This window comes from Verminephrobacter eiseniae EF01-2 (assembly GCF_000015565.1).
Classification (GTDB): Bacteria; Pseudomonadota; Gammaproteobacteria; order Burkholderiales; family Burkholderiaceae_C; genus Acidovorax; species Acidovorax eiseniae.
Map to the genome: position 1 here is coordinate 4,200,226 of NC_008786.1, position 17,744 is coordinate 4,217,969.

At 67.0% G+C, this 17,744-nt stretch carries 15 protein-coding genes; 6 read left to right on the forward strand and 9 right to left on the reverse strand.

Annotation, left to right across the window (positions count from 1 at the left end):
* Positions 1-96 precede the first annotated feature (96 nt).
* Genes VEIS_RS18420 through VEIS_RS18435 form a run of 4 tightly spaced genes read left to right on the forward strand, consistent with a single transcriptional unit; the run spans position 97 to position 2,750 of the window.
* Positions 97-561: a hypothetical protein gene (locus VEIS_RS18420; RefSeq protein WP_011811503.1), complete on the forward strand. Its 465-nt coding sequence runs from the start codon at positions 97-99 to the stop codon at positions 559-561.
* 3 nt (positions 562-564) lie between these two features.
* The gene (locus tag VEIS_RS18425) at positions 565-927 is read left to right on the forward strand and encodes a hypothetical protein (protein WP_011811504.1); all 363 of its coding nucleotides are present in this window, start codon (positions 565-567) and stop codon (positions 925-927) included.
* Between the two features lie 31 nt (positions 928-958).
* The gene (locus tag VEIS_RS18430) at positions 959-1,930 is read left to right on the forward strand and encodes a quinone oxidoreductase family protein (protein WP_011811505.1); all 972 of its coding nucleotides are present in this window, start codon (positions 959-961) and stop codon (positions 1,928-1,930) included.
* A 16-nt stretch (positions 1,931-1,946) separates the two neighbouring features.
* Positions 1,947-2,750, forward strand: a complete 804-nt coding sequence (locus VEIS_RS18435) for a TauD/TfdA dioxygenase family protein (protein WP_011811506.1) — start codon at positions 1,947-1,949, stop codon at positions 2,748-2,750.
* Between the two features lie 304 nt (positions 2,751-3,054).
* Here VEIS_RS18435 and VEIS_RS18440 read toward each other — a convergent pair whose 3' ends face one another.
* From VEIS_RS18440 to VEIS_RS18460, 6 genes are all read right to left on the reverse strand, one after another.
* A complete protein-coding gene (locus tag VEIS_RS18440) occupies positions 3,055-4,548 on the reverse strand; it encodes an NCS1 family nucleobase:cation symporter-1 (RefSeq protein ID WP_011811507.1) in 1,494 nt (497 codons plus the stop codon).
* 142 nt (positions 4,549-4,690) lie between these two features.
* On the reverse strand, positions 4,691-6,382 hold the full coding sequence (locus VEIS_RS18445; RefSeq protein WP_011811508.1) for an ABC transporter ATP-binding protein: 1,692 nt from the start codon (positions 6,380-6,382) through the stop codon (positions 4,691-4,693).
* Positions 6,379-7,419: an ABC transporter permease gene (locus VEIS_RS18450; RefSeq protein ID WP_011811509.1), complete on the reverse strand. Its 1,041-nt coding sequence runs from the start codon at positions 7,417-7,419 to the stop codon at positions 6,379-6,381. Before VEIS_RS18450 ends, VEIS_RS18445 begins: the two co-directional genes overlap by 4 nt.
* A gap of 30 nt (positions 7,420-7,449) precedes the next feature.
* Complete coding sequence (yejB, locus tag VEIS_RS18455) at positions 7,450-8,487, reverse strand: microcin C ABC transporter permease YejB (RefSeq protein ID WP_011811510.1); 1,038 nt, start codon at positions 8,485-8,487, stop codon at positions 7,450-7,452.
* Between the two features lie 5 nt (positions 8,488-8,492).
* Complete coding sequence (locus VEIS_RS29910) at positions 8,493-8,663, reverse strand: hypothetical protein (protein WP_198137897.1); 171 nt, start codon at positions 8,661-8,663, stop codon at positions 8,493-8,495.
* The gene (locus VEIS_RS18460; protein WP_041950183.1) at positions 8,660-10,474 is read right to left on the reverse strand and encodes an ABC transporter substrate-binding protein; all 1,815 of its coding nucleotides are present in this window, start codon (positions 10,472-10,474) and stop codon (positions 8,660-8,662) included. Before VEIS_RS18460 ends, VEIS_RS29910 begins: the two co-directional genes overlap by 4 nt.
* 155 nt (positions 10,475-10,629) lie before the next feature.
* Between VEIS_RS18460 and fabI the strand changes: the two genes are divergently transcribed.
* Positions 10,630-11,430 (forward strand): enoyl-ACP reductase FabI, encoded by an 801-nt coding sequence (fabI, locus tag VEIS_RS18465; RefSeq protein WP_011811512.1) that lies wholly within the window; start codon positions 10,630-10,632, stop codon positions 11,428-11,430.
* A 23-nt stretch (positions 11,431-11,453) separates the two neighbouring features.
* On the opposite strand, the gene VEIS_RS18470 is transcribed toward fabI, so the two are convergent.
* Positions 11,454-13,844 (reverse strand): YgiQ family radical SAM protein, encoded by a 2,391-nt coding sequence (locus VEIS_RS18470; protein ID WP_011811513.1) that lies wholly within the window; start codon positions 13,842-13,844, stop codon positions 11,454-11,456.
* 134 nt (positions 13,845-13,978) lie between these two features.
* Between VEIS_RS18470 and VEIS_RS18475 the strand changes: the two genes are divergently transcribed.
* Complete coding sequence (locus VEIS_RS18475; RefSeq protein ID WP_011811514.1) at positions 13,979-14,617, forward strand: IMPACT family protein; 639 nt, start codon at positions 13,979-13,981, stop codon at positions 14,615-14,617.
* A gap of 88 nt (positions 14,618-14,705) precedes the next feature.
* On the opposite strand, the gene VEIS_RS18480 is transcribed toward VEIS_RS18475, so the two are convergent.
* Both VEIS_RS18480 and VEIS_RS18485 read right to left on the reverse strand, forming a co-directional pair.
* Positions 14,706-15,884 (reverse strand): acetyl-CoA C-acetyltransferase, encoded by a 1,179-nt coding sequence (locus VEIS_RS18480; protein ID WP_011811515.1) that lies wholly within the window; start codon positions 15,882-15,884, stop codon positions 14,706-14,708.
* 42 nt (positions 15,885-15,926) lie between these two features.
* Positions 15,927-17,627, reverse strand: coding sequence for a PHA/PHB synthase family protein (locus tag VEIS_RS18485; protein WP_011811516.1), 1,701 nt, complete (start codon positions 17,625-17,627; stop codon positions 15,927-15,929).
* Between the last annotated feature and the right edge of the window lie 117 nt (positions 17,628-17,744).

Here is a 17,744-nt window from a genome sequence, read left to right on the forward strand (position 1 = left end):
CTTCGTATCGGTACATAGGTGTTTGTCCTATATAGGACTTGTTGACTCGGTCGAATCGGCCGACTACAGTTGCCGCCATCGTCTGAAAGTGAAGTCATGCAGATCCCGGGTCATCTGAACAAGGTCGTCAAGCTGAACCGGCTGCGGGCGCGGCTCGACCCGCTGGATGATTTCGAGCTCTGGTTCTGGGCCACCATGATGTCGGGCACGCATGCCGTCAATGCGGCGCTTCATCGCTGCGGCGTGACCGATCCCGTGGAGGCCTACGCGATGCAACCGGGTGTCTACTTGGTGCCGCAGCCCGACGGCCGCCTGGTGCCGAAGTTCGGCGCGCTCGGCGATGTGCTGCATGTCGGGCGCCCGGTGATCGAGGCCCCGGTTCCCGAGGATGTCGCACAGATGATGCACGCGATGGAGCGCATCGAAGAGCACCGCGATCCGTGCGTGCGCGAGGGCTGCAAGCCGACACCGGAAATCATCGACGCCTGCGCGCAGGCGCACGGGCAATGCATGGCCGTCCTGAACCGCCTCTGCCCTTTGGACCTCTGCCCTTTGGAGTAAGCCATGAAGCCCGAGGACCATGAAGCAGCAGCACGGCGCATCGAGCGCTCCATGCGCAAGTGCGGCCTGGACGAGCATGAAATCCTCATCGAGGCGGCGATGCTCGCCGGCTCACACTGGCTCAATGCCCATCTGCACCGGCTGGGCGCCACGCAGCCCGCGCAAGATGTGGTGCACACCTACCTTCTCGTCGTGAACGAGTTGCGCCGGCTGAGTGTGGCCGACGCGCAGGCGGTCGCGGCCCTCGGCGCCATCGAAGACCTGCGCCCGGCCTATGTGCGGGGCGCGCACGCGGGCGCAAGCGAGGCCGCGCAGCGCGCCCTCTCGCTGCTCGAATCGATACGTGCCCGCGCTCGCGCCGCGTGACGCCGGCAACCTGCAACCCTTGGAGAAATACATGAAAGCAGTCAGAGTCATTGCGCATCCCGATGGCGGGCGCATCGAAGTGCAGGAGATCGCCCGGCCCACGGTCGGGCCTGGCCAGGTGCTCGTGCGCGCACGCGCATCCGGGCTCAACCGCGGCGAGATCACGCAGGCCAGAGACAGGCGCGCCGGCGACCCGATGACGGTCGGCGTGGAATTTGCCGGCGAAGTCGCCGAAGTCGGCAGCGAAGTCACTGCATGGCGCGAGGGCGACCGCGTCATGGGACATGGGCGCGCGTGCCAGGCGCAATTCGTCCTTGCAGATCCGCTGGCCATCATGCCGGTGCCGTCCACCGTCTCCTGGATCGAGGCGGCGTCGTTTCCGAATGCATTCATCACCGCGCACGATGCGGTGATCACCAACGGACAGTTGCAGCCGGGCGAGTCGATCCTCGTCAATGGCGCATCAGGCGGCGTGGCCTGGGCGGCGCTGCAGATCGCTGCGCTTTGGCCGGCCCGTCCCGTGATGGCGATGTCCCGCTCGGCAGAAAAACTGGCGCGCCTGGCGCAGTTCGGCGTCGATGTGGGCATCGATTCGTCGAGCCAGTCGCAGGTCGAGCAGGTGATGTCCGCAACCGGAAAGCGCGGCGTCGATGTCGTGATCGACCAGGTCGGCGCGCCGGTGTTCGAAGCCAACGTGCAGAGCATGGCGGTAGGGGGGCGTTACGTGAACATTGCCAGGCTGGGAGGGCGCAACGCGCAGCTCGACCTCGAACAGCTCTGGCTCAAGCGCCTGAAGCTGATCGGCGTCACCTTCCGCACCCGCTCCGAACAGCAGCGAATCCAGTGTGTGCAGGCCTGCGCGCGCGACATGCTCCCGTTCCTGAAGGACGGCCGCATCCGCTGGGCCATCGACCGCAGTTTTGCGCTGGACGACATCCATGCAGCCCATGCCTACATGATGGAGAGTCGGCATTTCGGCAAGATCGTCCTGACCATCGATTGAACCGTGAGGAGACGAGATGACAAAGCCCAAAGTGACACCGCTGACCGGTTCCATCGGCGCCAGCGTCGAAGGCATCGATCTGAACAAACCTGTCGACGATGCGACATTCGCCGCGCTGCACGACGCCTTCCTCACGCATTGCGTGCTGGTTTACCGTGGCCAGCAGTTGCAGCCTGCAGCCCAGGTCGAATTCGCCCGCTGCTGGGGCACGCCGTTGAACACCAACCCGCTGATCAAGCACATCGAATCGCACCCCGAGATCGTGCAAGTGACCAAAATCCCCAAGGCGACCGCATCGACCGAGGCCTGGCACTACGACTCGCCGTACATACCGGTCCCGCCCAAGATTTCGATCCTTTCGGCCGTGACGGTGCCCCACGGGGGCGACACCATGTGGTGCAACCAGTGCCTGTCTTACGACCGGCTGTCGCCGACGATGAAAGGCGCACTGGAGGGCCTGCGCGTGAAATTCGTCGGCTTGCGCCTGGGCCGCATGATGGGCGCCGATGCGGCCAGCCTGCCGTCGGCCGTGCATCCGCTGGTGCGCACCCATCCGGAGACCGGCCGCAAGGCGCTGTATGTCGGCCACCGCGAAACGGCGCAACTCATCGATGGCATGACGGCCGAGGAAAGCCGCCCGCTGCTCGACTTCCTGTATCAGCATTCGACGAGCCCGGACAACATCTACCGCCACATGTGGCAGCCAGGCGATGTCGTGATGTGGGACAACCGCTGCACCATGCACTACGCCGTTCACGACTATGGCGAAGCCGAGCGGGTGCTCAACCGCATCACCATCGAAGGCGAAACGCCGCAATGAAACGCGACCCGATGGCGCGTGATGGGCGCAGGATGGCGCGCCGCGCGCGCATCCCTGCGCCTGGCCGCGCAGCGCCTGACGCAATGGCTGCGGACAACTGCCGATGACCGCGTCGGCACGCTACGGGCCGTCCGTTCAAGGCATTGAGGCGTCATGGCGTAGCGGCTGGCGCTGAAACCGGACCTCCCCTTCGGGCTGCGCGCCATGCCGCGCGTGCCCGGCGCGGCTGCGCCCCGTGGCCGATCGGCGCCGTCATGCCGGGGGTCGGGGTCGACGATGCGTATGTCCATCGGTGCGCAGGCGTTCAGATGGAAACGGGCCGGCGGCGGCTCAGCGCGGTGTACAGCAGCAGCGCGATGCCCATGCCGATAAACCAACTGTAGTTGGCCAAACCGTGCAGACTGCTGAACACCACGCACGCCATCGGAATCAGCGCAGCCGGAATCAGCGTCCAGACGGCGACCGGGTTGATGCCGTTGCGGTACCAATAGCGGCCGCCGGGGCTGAGCGTGTACAGGTCATCCACATCCACCCGCTGGCGGCGCACCAGGTAGTAGTCGGCGATCAGGATGCCGAACAGCGGGCCGATGCAGGCGCCCAGTATGTCTATCGTGTAGTGGATCACCTCGGGGTTGCCATAGAGGTTCCAGGGTGTGATGAAGATCGACGCCACGGCGGCAATCATGCCGCCCGTGCGCCAACTGATGTGCTGCGGCGCCACGTTGGAGAAGTCGAACGCCGGCGACACGAAGTTGGCGACGATGTTGATGCCGATGGTGGCGACCATGAAAGTCAGCGCGCCCAGCACCACGGCAGTCACGCTGTCGATGCGGGCGACGATGGCCACCGGATCGGTGATCAACTCCTTGAACACCGGCAGCGTTGCCGAGGTGGTGATGACGGTCAGCAGCGCAAAGCCGAGGAAGTTCACCGGCAGGCCCCAGAAATTGCCGCGCTTGACGGCGTCGAAATCCTTGCCATAGCGGGAGAAGTCACCAAAATTCAGCATCGGGCCGGAGAAGTACGACACCACCAATGCGATCGCACCGAGGATGACCGGCACCGCGTCCCAGCCCTGGTACTTGACCGTGCCCAGCGTCAGGTTGATGTTCTGCCAGCCCGCTTTGTGCACCAGCCACAGGGCCAGCACGATCATCACCACATACACCGCCGGGCCTGCCCAGTCGATGAACTTGCGGATCGATTCCATGCCGTGCCAGAACACCATGGCCTGCAACACCCACAGCAGCAAAAAGCCGGCCCAGCCCAGCGTCGACAGGCCGACGAAGCCGTGCTGTGCGACATCCGCATAAGGCGCCAACCCTGGCGCCAGCCGGAGCGCCAGCACCAGGAAGGCCGAGGACGCCAGATAGGTCTGGATGCCGTACCACGCCACCGCGATCAGGCCGCGAATGATGGCCGGAATATTCGCTCCCCGCACCCCGAACGACGCGCGGCAGATCACCGGGTACGGCGTGCCGGTCATCTGGCTCGGCTTGGCAACCAGGTTGCAGAAAAACTGCACGATCACAATCCCGGACAGCAACGCGAACAGCACTTGCAGGCTCGTCAAGCCGAGCTTGAACAAGCTCGCTGCCGTCAGGTAACCGCCCACGCTGTGCACGTCGGACATCCAGAACGCAAAGATGTTGTAGCTGCCCCAGGTCTGCTTGCGCAGCGGGGCAAGGTCCTCGTTGGTGAGCCGCGGATCGTGGTGCGGCGGGATGACGGAATCGCCGTCCTGGTGCGGCGCTGGCGCCGTCGATGGCGCCGTTGCCGGCGCGCAAGCTGGGGTCATGCTGTGTTCTCCTCGATCACGTCGGCGGGGCCGTATGATGTGGTGAATGCACGCAGAGTGTGCCGACGCCGGGTGGCTGTGGCAGCACGCTGCGGATGATGGTCTGCGGCGATTTCGCGGTCCGCTCGGGGCGCAGCGGGCATCAATCCCGGTCCGGCAGCGCAGCGGCCGCCACCAGGCGCCGGGTGTACGGATGCCGGGGCGCGTCCAGCACGGCGCTCACGCTGCCGCTTTCGAGCACCGCGCCGTCCTGCATCACCAGCACCTCATGCGCCATCGCGCGGATCACCTGCACGTCATGGGTGATCAGCAGGTAGCTCAGGCCCTTGTCGCGCTGCAGGCGTTGCAGCAGGCCCAGCACCTGCTGCTGTATGGTCACGTCCAGCGCACTGGTAGGCTCGTCGAGGACCAGCAGTTGCGGCTGCACGATCAGGGCACGGGCGATGGCGATGCGCTGGCGCTGGCCGCCGGAAAATTCATGCGGGTAGCGCTCCAGCAACTGCGCCGATGGCCCCTGCTCCTGGAGCAGCCCGACCTCGGCCAGCGCTGCTTGCACGCGCTGGCGGCGCTCGGCGGCATCGAGCGCCGGCTCGTGCACCTTGAGCCCTTCGCCGACGATTTCCTCGACCGTCAGGCGCGGCGACAGCGAGGAGAACGGGTCCTGGAACACCACCTGCACCCGGCGGCGCAGTTGCTGGTTGGCCTGCGTGTTGCGCGTGGCCGGTTGCTGCCAGGCCCGCCCGCCGACCTGCAACTGGCCGCTGTGCGGCAGCAGGCCCAGGATGGCCTGCGCCAGCGTGGACTTGCCGGAGCCCGATTCGCCGACGATGCCCAAGGTCTGGCCCGGCAGCAGTTGCAGCGTGGCCGCTTGCACCGCAACGAACGAGGTCTTCCTGAACCAGCCGCGCAGGCCGGGCAGCGCCATCGGGTAGACCACGCGCAGGTCCTGCGTTTGCAGCACCGGGGCCGCGCCGTCGGGCGGGCGCTCCTCGCGCACGGCGCGGCGCGGCTGGCTGGCGATCAGGCGGCGCGTGTAGGTTTGCTGCGGGGCGCGGAATATGGCGTCCACCGGCCCCTGCTCGACCAGGGCGCCCTGCTCCATCACGGCCACGCGGTCGGCAAAGCGGCGCACCAGGTTCAGGTCATGCGTGATCAGCAGCACGGCCATGCCGGTCTGGCGTTGCAGGTTCGACAACAGTTCCAGAATCTGGCCGCGCAGCGTCACATCCAGCGCCGTGGTCGGCTCATCGGCCAGCAGCAGCCGGGGCGCGCTGGCCAGGGCCATGGCGATCATCGCGCGCTGGCGCTGGCCGCCGCTGAGCTGGTGCGCAAAGCTGTTCGCCCGGCGCGCAGGCTCGGCAATGCCGGTCTGGGCCAGTAGTTCGATGGCCGTCTGCGCGCCTTGGGCGGCGCTCAGGCTTTTTTTCAGGCACAGGATTTCGGCGATCTGCCGGCCTATGGTCATCAGCGGGTTGAGCGCGCTCATCGGCTCTTGAAAGACCATCGCGATGTCGCCGCCGCGCACGCCCTGCATTTCGCGCTCGGGCATGGCCAGCAGGTCGCCGCGCCCTTGCAGCAGCGCCTGGCCGGTGCAGGCGGCCGCGCCAGCCAGGCGCAGCAGGCTCAAGGCGGTGATGGTTTTGCCCGAGCCGGACTCGCCCACCAGGGCCAGCTTTTCGCCGGCGGCGATGGCAAAGTTCAGGCCCCGCACCACCTGCTTGGCGCCAAAGCGGACACCGAGGTCTTTGACTTGCAGCAATGGCTCCGGGGCGCCGCCATGCTCCCCCCCCCCGGGGGGCAGCGGCGCGGATGGGTCTGTGACGGGCCGGCTCATCGGTCGGACTTTCGCGGATCGAGGGCATCGCGCAGCGCATCGCCCATGAAGGTCAGCAGCAGCAGCGTGATGACCAGCACGCCAAAGGTGGACAGCGAAATCCACCAGGCGTCGATGTTGTTCTTGCCCTGGCTGAGCAACTCGCCGAGCGACGGTGTGCCCGGCGGCACGCCCAGGCCGAGAAAGTCCAGCGAGGTCAGTGCCAGGATGGCCGCGCTCATGCGGAACGGCAAAAAGGTGACCACCGGCGTCAGGCTGTTGGGCAGGATGTGGCGCCAGATGATCTGGCCGCTGCCCACCCCCAATGCGCGCGCGGCCTTGACGTAGTCGAGCTGGCGGTTGCGCAGGAACTCGGCGCGCACGTAGTCCGACAGGCTCATCCAGCCGAACAGGCTCAGCAGCACCAGCAGCAGCGCAACGCTGGGCGCAAACAAGGCGCTGAAGATGATCAGCAGGTACAGATCGGGCATGGCGCTCCAGATCTCGATGAAGCGCTGGAATGCCAGGTCGGTCTTGCCGCCCAGAAAGCCCTGCAGCGCGCCGGTGAGCACGCCCAGCAGCACGCCGGTGACCGTCAGCGCCAGGCCAAACAGCACGCTGACGCGAAAGCCGTAGAGCAGTTGCGCCAGCAGGTCGCGCCCCCGGTCGTCCGTGCCCAGCCAGTTCTCGCCCGAGGGCGCTGCGGGGCTGGGCGCCGGGGCATGGTAGTTCAGCGTGTCCGGCCCGTAAGGGTTCAGCGTGTACAGCGCCCAGTTGTCGCCCGCGCTCAGGCGCGCGCGGATGAAGGGGTCGAGGTAGTCGGCGGGGGTCTCGAAGTCTCCGCCGAAGGTCGTTTCGGGGTAGTCCCGGAACATCGGAAAGTAGTTCTGCCCCTGGTAGTGCACGATCAGCGGCCGGTCGTTGCTGAGCAGTTCCGCGCACAGGCTGGCCAGCACCAGCGCGCCAAAGATCAGCAGGCTCCAGTAGCCCAGCCGGTTGCGCCGAAAGCGCAGCCAGGCGCGGCGCGCGGGCGATTGCGATGAACGAGCGGGGCGCATCGGGGCGGTCGCAGTCGGTGGCGGCGCGGTTCAATCGAACTTCACGCGCGGGTCGACCCACACATAGCACAGGTCGCTGACCAGTTTGGTCAGCAGCCCGAGCAGCGTGAACAGGTACAGCGTGCCCAGCACCACCGGGTAGTCGCGGCGGATCACGCTCTCGTAGCTGAGCAGGCCCAGGCCGTCGAGCGAGAACAGCGTCTCGATCAGCAGCGATCCGGCAAAGAACGCGCCGATGAACGCCGCCGGAAAGCCGGTGACGATCGGAATCAGCGCGTTGCGAAACACATGCCGGTACAGCACCTGGCGCTCGGACAAGCCCTTGGCGCGGGCCGTGAGCACGTATTGCTTGCGGATTTCTTCCAGAAAGGCGTTCTTGGTCAGCATCGCCGTGACGGCAAAACTGCCCAGCACCATGGCCGTGACCGGCAGCGTGATGTGCCACAGGTAGTCGACGATGCGCGCGCCCCAGGACAGCGCATCCCAATGGGCCGAGGTCAGGCCGCGCAGCGGGAACCATTGCAGTTGCCCGCCAAAGATCACCAACAGCACCACCCCCAGCACAAAGCCCGGGATCGCATAGCCGAGCAAGATCAGCAGCGTGCTCACCAAATCGAAGCGCGAGCCGGCGCGCACCGCCTTGGCCACCCCCAGCGGCACGGCCACCAGGTAGCTGATGAAAAAAGTCCACAGCCCCAGGCTGATGGAGACCGGCAGTTTCTCCTTGACCAGGCTCCAGACGCTCTTGTTCTGAAAAAAGCTCTGGCCCAGATCGAAGCGCGCAAACTGGCCCAGCATCTGCAAGAAGCGCTCGTGCGCGGGCTTGTCGAAACCGTACAGCGCCTTGATCTGCGCCAGCCGCTTCGGGTCCACGCCCTGGTTGCCGCGGTAGGACAGGCCGTCGGATGGGGCAGCGCCGCCCTTGCCCGCCGTCGCCATGCGCGCCTCGACCAGGTACTGCTCGACCGGGCCGCCGGGCACGAACTGTATGACCACGAACGTCACCAGCAGCACCCCGAGCAAGGTGGGCAGCATCAGCAGCAGGCGTTTGGCGCTGTAGGCGAGCATGGGGTTCAGGGCCGTGGTGGCAGCAGCAATGGTAGTGGTGACAGGGCGGCGCTCGCTGGAACACCTTCGCCTGCGGCTACGGTGTGAGCGCCTTCGGGCGGCCGGGCGGCGATCGCTGGAGCACCTTCGCCTTCGGCTACGGTGTGAGCGCCTTCGGGCGGCCGGGCGGCGCTCACGACCCGATGCTCCACCACGCGAACATCAGCCAAGCCTGCGCATCGGCATAGGGGGGCATCGGCCGCTGGTAGGCCAGGCGCTTTTGGTTGTACACGATGCGGTGCGAGGCCAGGCGCCATTGCGGGATCAGGTAGTGGCTGTGCATGATGACGCGGTCGAGCGCGCGGCAGACGGGCAGCAACTCGGCCAAGCTGCGCGCGCGGGTGAGCGCCGTGACCAGCGCATCCACCGCCGGGCTGCGCACGCCGGCATAGTTGGCGGCGCCTTCCACATCCACCCTTTGGCTGCCGAACAACTCCTGCATCGCCTGGCCCGGGTTGTAGGTGCCGGGAAAATTCAGGGTGATGATGTCGTAGTCGAACTTGTCGAGGCGCTGCTGGTACAGGGCGAAGTCCACCGACACGAAGCGCAGCCTGATGCCGAGCTTTTCCAGGTTGCGCATCCACGATGCGACGGTGCGAACGCCGACCTCCTTGCTGTCCATGTATTCGAGCACCAGCGGCTCGTCGCGGGCGTTGCGCAGCGCGCCGGCGCGGTAGGTCCAGCCCGCATCGGCCAGCAGTTGGCGCGCCAGGCGCAGGTTCTGGCGCAGCGAATGGCCCTGGCCCCCGTCTTCGGTCATCGGCGGGGTGTACATGGGGCCGAACACGGCCTCGGGCACTTGGCCGCGCCAGGGCGTCAGCCAGGCCAGTTCCTCGGGGCCGGGGCTGCCGCTGGCGGCGCAGCGGGTGTTGCCGAACAGGTCCTGGACCCGGGCGTAGCCGCCGTAGAACATCCGGCGGTTCATCCACTCATAGTCCAGGGCCAGGTCCAGCGCCTGGCGCACGCGCACATCCTGCAACAGCGGGCGGCGTGTGTTGAGCACATAGCTCTGGAACCCGGCAGGCAGTTGGTGCGGCATTTCCGCTTTGGCCAGCACGCCCTGGTCGAAGAGCTTGCCGTTGATCCGGCGCGCCCAGTCGCCGGCCGAATAGACGGTCATGAAGTCGAACTCGCCGGCCTTCATCGCCTCCAGCCGCGCGGTATTGTCCTTGTAGATATTGATGGTGATGCGCTCAAAGTTGTAAGCGCCCTGGTTCACGTTCAGGTGCCGGCCCCAGTATTGCGGGTCGCGCACATAGGTGATGTCGCGGCCGAATGCCACCGGCCCGATGCGGTACGGGCCGCTGCCGATCGGGGTGTCGGTGACGATCTCGTCGAAGCGCTTGGCCCGGCCATCCGCCTGCCGGCCCCAGGCGCGGCTGAAAATCGGCATGCCGCCCACGGTCAGCGGCAACTCGCGTTGCGGCTGCCTGAAGCGAAAGCGCACCGTGCGCGCATCCAGCACCTCCAGGCCCGCCACCTCTTGCAGCATGCTGGCGTAGCCGGGGGCGGCATGGGGGCCGGTCAGGGTCTCGTAGCTGTGCTTGACATCGGCGCCCTGCACCGGCTCGCCGTTGTGAAAGCGCGCCTCGGCGCGCAGCCGGAAAGTGGCGCTCATCCGGTCTGCCGCGACCTCCACGCTCTCGGCCAGCAGGCCGTAGGCCGAGGCGGTCTCGTCCATCGAGCCGGTGAGCAGGGTCTCGAACAGCAGATCGCCCAGGTAGGCCGGCGCCGCGCCTTTCATCGTGAACGGGTTGTACTTGTCGAAGGTGGAGTAGCGCAGGTTGCTCACCATGCGCAGTTCGCCGCCCTTGGGGGCCGCCGGGTTCACATAGTCGAAATGGGCAAACCCGGGCGGGTATTTCAGGTCGCCCCACAGCGCATAGCCATGCGCGGCCCGGGCCGGAGCAGCGCACACCATCAGCAAGAAAATCAGCCAAAACCGCATGCGACAATTCTGCCCTAAGCCACAGGCGGTTTTGTCTTCGGCCGCAGACGGTTTCGTATCCCCGCGCGCCAGGCAACCGTGGCCAACGACCGGCGCGCAGGGGCCCCTGCCGGGGCCGGCAACGCCAATGTCCCGCATTCCAAAGGAGAACACCCATGGGTTTTTTGACCGGCAAAAAGCTGCTCATCACGGGCCTGCTATCGAACCGCTCCATCGCCTACGGCATCGCCCGGGCCTGCCGCGCGCAGGGCGCCGAGCTGGCTTTCAGCTATGTCGGCGAGCGCTTCAAGGCGCGCACCGGCGACTTTGCCGCCGAGTTCGATTCCAGGCTGGTCTTTGACTGCGATGTCGCCAGCGATGAGCAGATCGGGCGCCTGTTTGCCGACCTGGCCCAGACCTGGCCGCGCTTCGATGGCTTGGTGCACAGCATCGGCTTTGCGCCGCGCGAGGCGCTGGCCGGCAACTTTCTCGCCGGCCTGTCGCGCGAGGGCTTTCGCAGCGCGCACGACATCAGCGCCTACAGCTTCCCGGCCATGGCCAAGGCCGCCCTGCCCTACCTGAACGACCGGTCCGCGCTGCTGACGCTGTCGTACCTGGGCGCGCTGCGCGCCATCCCGAACTACAACACCATGGGCCTGGCCAAGGCCAGTCTGGAAGCCTCGGTGCGCTACCTGGCCGAGGCCGTGGGCCGCACCGAAGACGGCCGCAGCATCCGTGCCAACGGCATCAGCGCCGGCCCGATCAAGACCCTGGCCGCCAGCGGCATCCAGGACTTCGGCAAGCTGCTCGGCCGCGTGGCCGGCGCCAGCCCGTTGCGGCGCAACGTGACCCTCGACGAGGTGGGCAATGTGGCCGCCTTTTTGCTGTCCGACCTGGCCTCGGGCGTGACCGCAGAGATCGTCTATGTGGACGCCGGCTTTGGCCAGACCGCCGGCCTGAGTGTCGATCAGGTCTGAGCCGCCTCATTCCATTGATGGAATCACTTGTTTTTCCAGCCCCTGCCCGCCACCGGGTTGGCGGCCCCGATCGGGCGCGGCGGCAGGCCGGTGTGCTGCGTCAGCAGGCGGCCTTTCGGCACGCTCGGCGGTGCGCTGGCCACCGGGGTTGCGGGGGTTGCGTTTTTGCGGCGCGCGCTGTGGTAGCTGCCGTCGGTCAGCGGCTGCATGCCCGGAATCAGGTGCTGGCGGCCATTGCCGATCAGGTCTGCGCGGCCCATGCTTTTGAGCGCTGCGCGCAGCAGCGGCCAGTTGTTCGGGTCGTGGTAGCGCAAAAATGCCTTGTGCAGGCGGCGGCGCTTTTCGCCGCGCACGATGTCCACGGCCTCGCTGTCGCGGCCGACCTTGCGTAGCGGGTTCTTGCCGCTGTGGTACATGGCCGTGGCACTGGCCATCGGGCTGGGGTAGAAGGTCTGCACCTGGTCGGCGCGAAAGCCGTTCTTTTTCAGCCAGATGGCCAAGCGCAGCATGTCCTCGTCGCTCGTGCCCGGGTGGGCGGCGATGAAGTATGGAATCAGGAACTGCTTTTTGCCGACCTCGGCGCTGAACTTCTCGAACAGTTGCCGAAATTGCTCGTAGCTGGCGATGCCCGGCTTCATCATCTTGGCCAGCGGCCCGGGCTCGGTGTGTTCGGGCGCGATTTTCAGGTAGCCGCCCACATGGTGCTGCACCAGTTCCTTGATGTACTCGGGCGATTGCAGCGCCAGGTCGTAGCGCAGGCCGGAGCCGATCAGGATTTTCCGGACGCCCGGCACGGCCCGGCTGCGGCGGTACAGCGCCACCAGTGGGCCATGCCCGGTGGTCAGGTTCTGGCAGATGCCGGGGTAGACGCAACTGGGCTTGCGGCAGGCGGCTTCGATCTCGGGGCTGCGGCAGCCGAGGCGGTACATGTTGGCCGTCGGGCCGCCCAGGTCGGAGATGGTGCCGGTAAAGCCCTCGACCTTGTCGCGGATGTCCTCGATCTCCCGGATGATCGAGTCCTCCGAGCGGCTCTGGATGATGCGGCCCTCATGCTCGGTGATCGAGCAAAAGCTGCAACCGCCAAAGCAGCCGCGCATGATGTTGACCGAAAAACGGATCATCTCCCAGGCCGGTATCTTGCTCGCGCCGTCGTGGCGCCCGTTCTCGTCCGCGTAGACCGGGTGCGGGCTGCGGGCATAGGGCAGGTCGAACACATGGTCGAGCTCGGCCGTGCTCAGCGGAATCGGCGGCGGGTTGATCCACACATCGCGCGCCGAGGCGCCGGCGCCATGCGCCTGCACCAGCGCGCGGGCGTTGCCGGGGTTGGTCTCCTGGTGCAGCACGCGGCTGGCGTGGGCATAGAGCACGGGGTCGCTCCTGACCTGCTCGTAGCCGGGCAGGCGGATCACGCTGCGCTCGCGCGGCGCCAGCCCGGGCCTGGGCCTGGGCCTGGACTTGAGCGCGGGGTTGGCGACGAACCCGATCGGCTGGTAGCCCTTGTCGCCTGCGGCAGATGCGGCCCCTGCGCCCGCAGCCACTGCGCCGGCAGCATCTTGCGGACGGCAGCGGCTGCCTTGCACCGCAGTCTGTACCGCAGCCTGTGTCGCAGTCTGTGCGCCGCTGTCGAGGTAGGGGTTGACATGCTGCTGGACGCGGCCGGGCTGATCGACGCTGGTCGAATCGATCTCGCACCAGCCCTGCCCGCTGGCGTCGCCCGGGCGGCGCACGAAGGCCGTGCCGCGCACATCGGTGATCTGCCCGATCGGCTCGCGGGCGGCCAGGCGGTGGGCCACCTCGACCAGCGCGCGCTCGGCGTTGCCGTACAGCAGCAGGTCGCATTTGGCGTCCAGCACGATGGAGCGGCGCACCTTGTCGCTCCAGTAGTCATAGTGGGCAATGCGGCGCAGGCTGGCTTCGATGCCGCCCAGGATGATCGGCACCTCCTTGTACGCCTCGCGGCAGCGCTGGCTGTAGACGATGGCGGCGCGGTCCGGGCGCCGGCCGCCGATGTCGCCCGGGGTGTAGGCATCGTCGCTGCGCAGTTTGCGCTCGGCGGTGTAGCGGTTGATCATCGAATCCATGTTGCCCGCCGTGACGCCCCAGAACAGCCCGGGCCTGCCCAGCCGCTGGAACGGCTCGGCGCTGTGCCAGTCGGGCTGCGCAATGATGCCGACGCGAAAGCCCTGCGCCTCCAGCGTGCGGCCGATCACCGCCATGCCGAAGCTCGGGTGGTCCACATAGGCGTCGCCCGTCACCAGGATGACATCGCAGCAGTCCCAGCCCAACTGCTCCATCTCGGCGCGGCTCATCGGCAAGAACGCTGCCGTGCCAAAGCGTTTGGCCCAGTACGGGCGGTAGCTGGTCAAAGGCTTTGCGGCGCGCGCAAAAAAGGAAACGTCAACAGGATCTGTCATGTTCAGGCCAGGCCGGCGGCCAATGGATCGGGCGCCGGGGTGGCGCTGGTTGCGGGTGCGCGACTGTACTGCAGTCCGCAGCGCCGCGAGGCGTGCAAGGGCATGGCCATGCGCCGCCGTAAACTGCTTGCCCGATGCGCCCTGCACCCGATACCCCGACTGCGCGCCATGCCCTGGCGGCATGCCATACCCTGGCTGCGCCAGCGCACAGCGAACTCATCATCAAGAAAAGCCGCTTCATCGGCTGCGTGCAGCCCATGGCCGACCGCGCCAGCGCCCAGGCGGCCGTTGCCGCGCTGTGGCGCCAGCACCCGGGGGCGGCGCATGTCTGCTGGGCGCTGCGGGCGGGCGGCCAGTCGGCGGCCGTCGATGACGGCGAGCCCGGCGGCACGGCGGGGCGCCCGATGCTGCAAGTGCTGCAGCACCAGGCGCTCGATGCGGTGCTGGCCAGCGTGGTGCGGTATTTCGGCGGCGTGAAGCTGGGCGCCGGCGCTCTGCTGCGCGCCTATACCGACACCATTGCCCAGGCCCTGCGCGACGCCCCCAAGGTCAGCCTGCAACCGATGCAGACGCTGCACTGCCAACTGCCTTACGCGCTCGAAGGCTGGCTGCGCCGCGAGATCGAGGCCGCCGGCGCGCAGTTGCTGGCGGTGCAGCATGGCGCGCGGGTCACGCTGCAACTGCGTTTGCCGCAGGCGCAGGCAGCCCGCCTGATGCAGCGCGTCAACGACAACGGCCAGGGCCTGGTGCAGTGGTGCCCGGCGCCGCGTTGAAGCGGGGCGACAACAAAGAATTGGCGCCCATCCCGACACCCATCGACATCGGCACCCGTCGGCACCCATCAGCACCCATCAGCACCCATCAGCGCTCCAGGGCCAGCGCCACGCCCATGCCGCCACCGATGCACAGCGCGGCCAAGCCCTTGCGCGCGTTGCGGCGCTGCATTTCGTACAGCAGCGTCACCAAAATGCGGCAGCCGGAGGCGCCAATGGGGTGGCCTATCGCAATCGCGCCGCCGTTCACATTGACCTTCGCCGGGTCGATGGCCAGTTCCTGGTTGACTGCGCAGGCCTGGGCCGCAAAGGCTTCGTTGAGCTCGAACAGATCGACATCGGCGACGCTCCAGCCAGCGCGCTGCAGGGCCTTGCGCGATGCCGGAACCGGGCCCATGCCCATGGTGGCCGGATCCAGCCCGCTGGTGCCGAACGCGGCGATGCGCGCCAGGGGTGCAAGGCCCAGTGCGGCGGCCTTTTGGGCGCTCATCACCACCACGGCAGCGGCGCCGTCGTTCAGGCCCGAGGCGTTGCCTGCGGTGACGCTGCCGGCCTTGTCAAAGGCCGGGCGCAGGCCGGCCAGCGCCTGGGCGTTGGTCTTGCGGTTCAGGTATTCGTCGGCATTGAACAAAATCGGGTCGCCCTTTTTTTGCGCCAGGCCGACCTCCACGATCTCGTCCGCGAACCGACCGGCGTCTTGCGCCGCCGCCGCTTTTTGCTGGCTCGCCAGGGCCAGGGCGTCCTGCATCTCGCGGCTGATGCCGTAGGCTTTGGCAACGTTCTCGGCGGTGATGCCCATGTGGTACTGGTGGTACACATCCCACAGGCCGTCGGTGATCATCGAGTCGATCAGTTTCCAGTCGCCCATGCGCTGGCCATCGCGCGATCCGTTGAGCAGATGGGGGGCCAGGCTCATGCTCTCCTGGCCGCCGGCGACGACGATCTGGCTGTCACCCCAGGCCACGGCCTGGGCGGCGAGCATCACCGACTTCAGGCCGGAGCCGCACACGGCGTTGATCGTCAGCGCCGGCGTCTCCTTGGCCACACCGGCCTTCATCGCGGCCTGGCGCGCCGGGTTCTGGCCCACGCCAGCGGCCAGCACCTGGCCCATGATGACTTCGCCGATCTGATCGGAGGCCAGCCGCGCGCGCGCCAGCGCTGCGCGGATCACGATGGCGCCGAGTTCGCTGGCCGGCGTCTTGGCCAATGACCCGCCAAACTTGCCCACGGCGGTACGGGCGGCGGAAACGATGACGATGTCTTCCATGGGGTCCTTCTTTCTCGATGGCTGGATGAATCCGGGTCCGGATCACGACTTTTGCAAAACATAGCGGCCCGGCGCCGGCTCGATGGCTTTGAACCTGGCGCCTTTGCCATAGCTGCGGGGGGCCGCGATCTGCTTGCCGGCATGGCTTTCGAGCCAGTCGGACCAGTCCGGCCACCAACTGCCCGGGTGCTCGGTCGCGCCATCGAGCCATTGGGCGCGGCTCGCGGGCAGCTTGCCGTCGGCGCGAATCCAGTGGCTGCGCTTGCGTTGGGCGGGCGGGTTGATGACGCCCGCGATATGGCCCGAGGCGCCCATCACGAAGCGCTTTTTGCCCGGCAGCACCTGGGTGCTGGCGTAGGCCGCATCGATCGGCACGATATGGTCTTCGCGCGAACCGTAGATGTACACCGGCAGTTTGAGCCGGCCCAGGTCCATCTTCTGCCCGCACACCGTGAGCTTGTTCGGCTGGACCAGATTGTTTTCCAGGTAGAAGTTGCGCAGGTACCAGGCGTAAAAGGGGCCGGGCAGGTTGGTGCTGTCACTGTTCCAGTACAGCAGGTCGAACGGCGGCGGTGTTTCGCCCTTGAGGTAGTTGCCCACCACGTAGTTCCACACCAGGTCGTTGGGCCGCAGAAAGCTGAAGGTCGAGGCCAGATCCTGCCCCTTCATCAGCCCGCCCTGGCCCATTTGCAACTCGCGGAACTTCACGAAGGCTTCGTCGATGAAGACATCGAGAATGCCGGTGTCGGAAAAATCGATCAGCGTGGTCAGAAAGGTGGCGCTGGCCACCGGCTCCTGCCCGCGCGCCGCGAGCACGGCCAGCGCATTGCTCAAGATCGTGCCGCCGACACAAAAGCCCAGCGCGTTGATCTGCCCGGCGCCGGTGATGCGCTGCACCAGGTCGATGGCCGTGATGGCGCCGTCGGCCACATAGTCGTCCCAGGTCTTGTGGGCCAGGCTGTCGTCGGGGTTGCGCCAACTGACGACAAAGCTGCGGTGGCCCTGCTCGACGGCGTAGCGGATGAACGAGTTGCCGGGCTGCAGGTCGAGGATGTAGAACTTGTTGATGCAAGGCGGCACCAGCAGCAGCGGGCGCTCGTACACCCGGGGGGTCAGCGGCTTGTATTCCAGCAACTGGAACAGCGCGTTCTCGTAGACCACGGCCCCCTCGGTGGTGCCGACATTGCGGCCCACCTCGAACAGGCTTTCGTCGGTCATCGACACATGGCCCTGGCGGATGTCGTGCAGCAGGTTCTGCATGCCTTTGGCAATGCTCTCGCCCCGGGTGTCGATGGCTTTCTTCTGCGCCTCGGCGTTGAAGGCCAGGAAGTTGCTCGGCGCCATCGCGGCCATCCACTGCTCGACGCCAAAGCGGATGCGGGCACGGGTTTTTTCATCCGCCTGCACCGCATCGGCCAGGCCCATCAGGGTACGGGCGTTGAGCAGGTAGGCCGCAGCGGAGAACGCCGCCACGGGGTTGCTGGCCCAGCCCTCGCCGCTAAAGCGCCGGTCCCGGGTTTCGGCCCTGCCCTGCAGGCCCTGCACCCATAGCTGCTGCGCTTCTTGCAGATACTGCTGCTGCAACGCCTGCAGCTTCGGCTGCGAGAACTGGATCGGCGCCGCTGCGGGCAACTGCGCGCCCAGGCCGAGCGCCGGCAACGATTGCAGCGCCTGCGACCAGCTTTGCCCGAGAATCTGTTGGAACTGCTGAACGCGCTCAGCCCAGGGTGGTTCGGAATTCATGCCCATTGTCTCCATGGTGGACCGTTTGGTTTGCAGTGAACACGCAGCGCCAATGTACCTCATCGTCATGGCATGGACTGCATGGACTTGTGTCCGCCTGATGCTGGCGCCAGCGCC

What these genes read in the sequence shown, in the direction of transcription:
- VEIS_RS18475 (WP_011811514.1), top strand. Translation starts at nt 13,979, where the DNA reads ATGCGCCCTGCACCCGATACCCCGACTGCGCGCCATGCCCTGGCGGCA.
- VEIS_RS18470 (WP_011811513.1), bottom strand. Translation starts at nt 13,844, where the DNA reads ATGACAGATCCTGTTGACGTTTCCTTTTTTGCGCGCGCCGCAAAGCCT.
- VEIS_RS18420 (WP_011811503.1), top strand. Translation starts at nt 97, where the DNA reads ATGCAGATCCCGGGTCATCTGAACAAGGTCGTCAAGCTGAACCGGCTG.
- VEIS_RS18440 (WP_011811507.1), bottom strand. Translation starts at nt 4,548, where the DNA reads ATGACCCCAGCTTGCGCGCCGGCAACGGCGCCATCGACGGCGCCAGCG.
- VEIS_RS18450 (WP_011811509.1), bottom strand. Translation starts at nt 7,419, where the DNA reads ATGCGCCCCGCTCGTTCATCGCAATCGCCCGCGCGCCGCGCCTGGCTG.
- yejB (WP_011811510.1), bottom strand. Translation starts at nt 8,487, where the DNA reads ATGCTCGCCTACAGCGCCAAACGCCTGCTGCTGATGCTGCCCACCTTG.
- VEIS_RS18485 (WP_011811516.1), bottom strand. Translation starts at nt 17,627, where the DNA reads ATGAATTCCGAACCACCCTGGGCTGAGCGCGTTCAGCAGTTCCAACAG.
- fabI (WP_011811512.1), top strand. Translation starts at nt 10,630, where the DNA reads ATGGGTTTTTTGACCGGCAAAAAGCTGCTCATCACGGGCCTGCTATCG.
- VEIS_RS18425 (WP_011811504.1), top strand. Translation starts at nt 565, where the DNA reads ATGAAGCCCGAGGACCATGAAGCAGCAGCACGGCGCATCGAGCGCTCC.
- VEIS_RS18460 (WP_041950183.1), bottom strand. Translation starts at nt 10,474, where the DNA reads ATGCGGTTTTGGCTGATTTTCTTGCTGATGGTGTGCGCTGCTCCGGCC.
- VEIS_RS18430 (WP_011811505.1), top strand. Translation starts at nt 959, where the DNA reads ATGAAAGCAGTCAGAGTCATTGCGCATCCCGATGGCGGGCGCATCGAA.
- VEIS_RS18480 (WP_011811515.1), bottom strand. Translation starts at nt 15,884, where the DNA reads ATGGAAGACATCGTCATCGTTTCCGCCGCCCGTACCGCCGTGGGCAAG.
- VEIS_RS18445 (WP_011811508.1), bottom strand. Translation starts at nt 6,382, where the DNA reads ATGAGCCGGCCCGTCACAGACCCATCCGCGCCGCTGCCCCCCGGGGGG.
- VEIS_RS18435 (WP_011811506.1), top strand. Translation starts at nt 1,947, where the DNA reads ATGACAAAGCCCAAAGTGACACCGCTGACCGGTTCCATCGGCGCCAGC.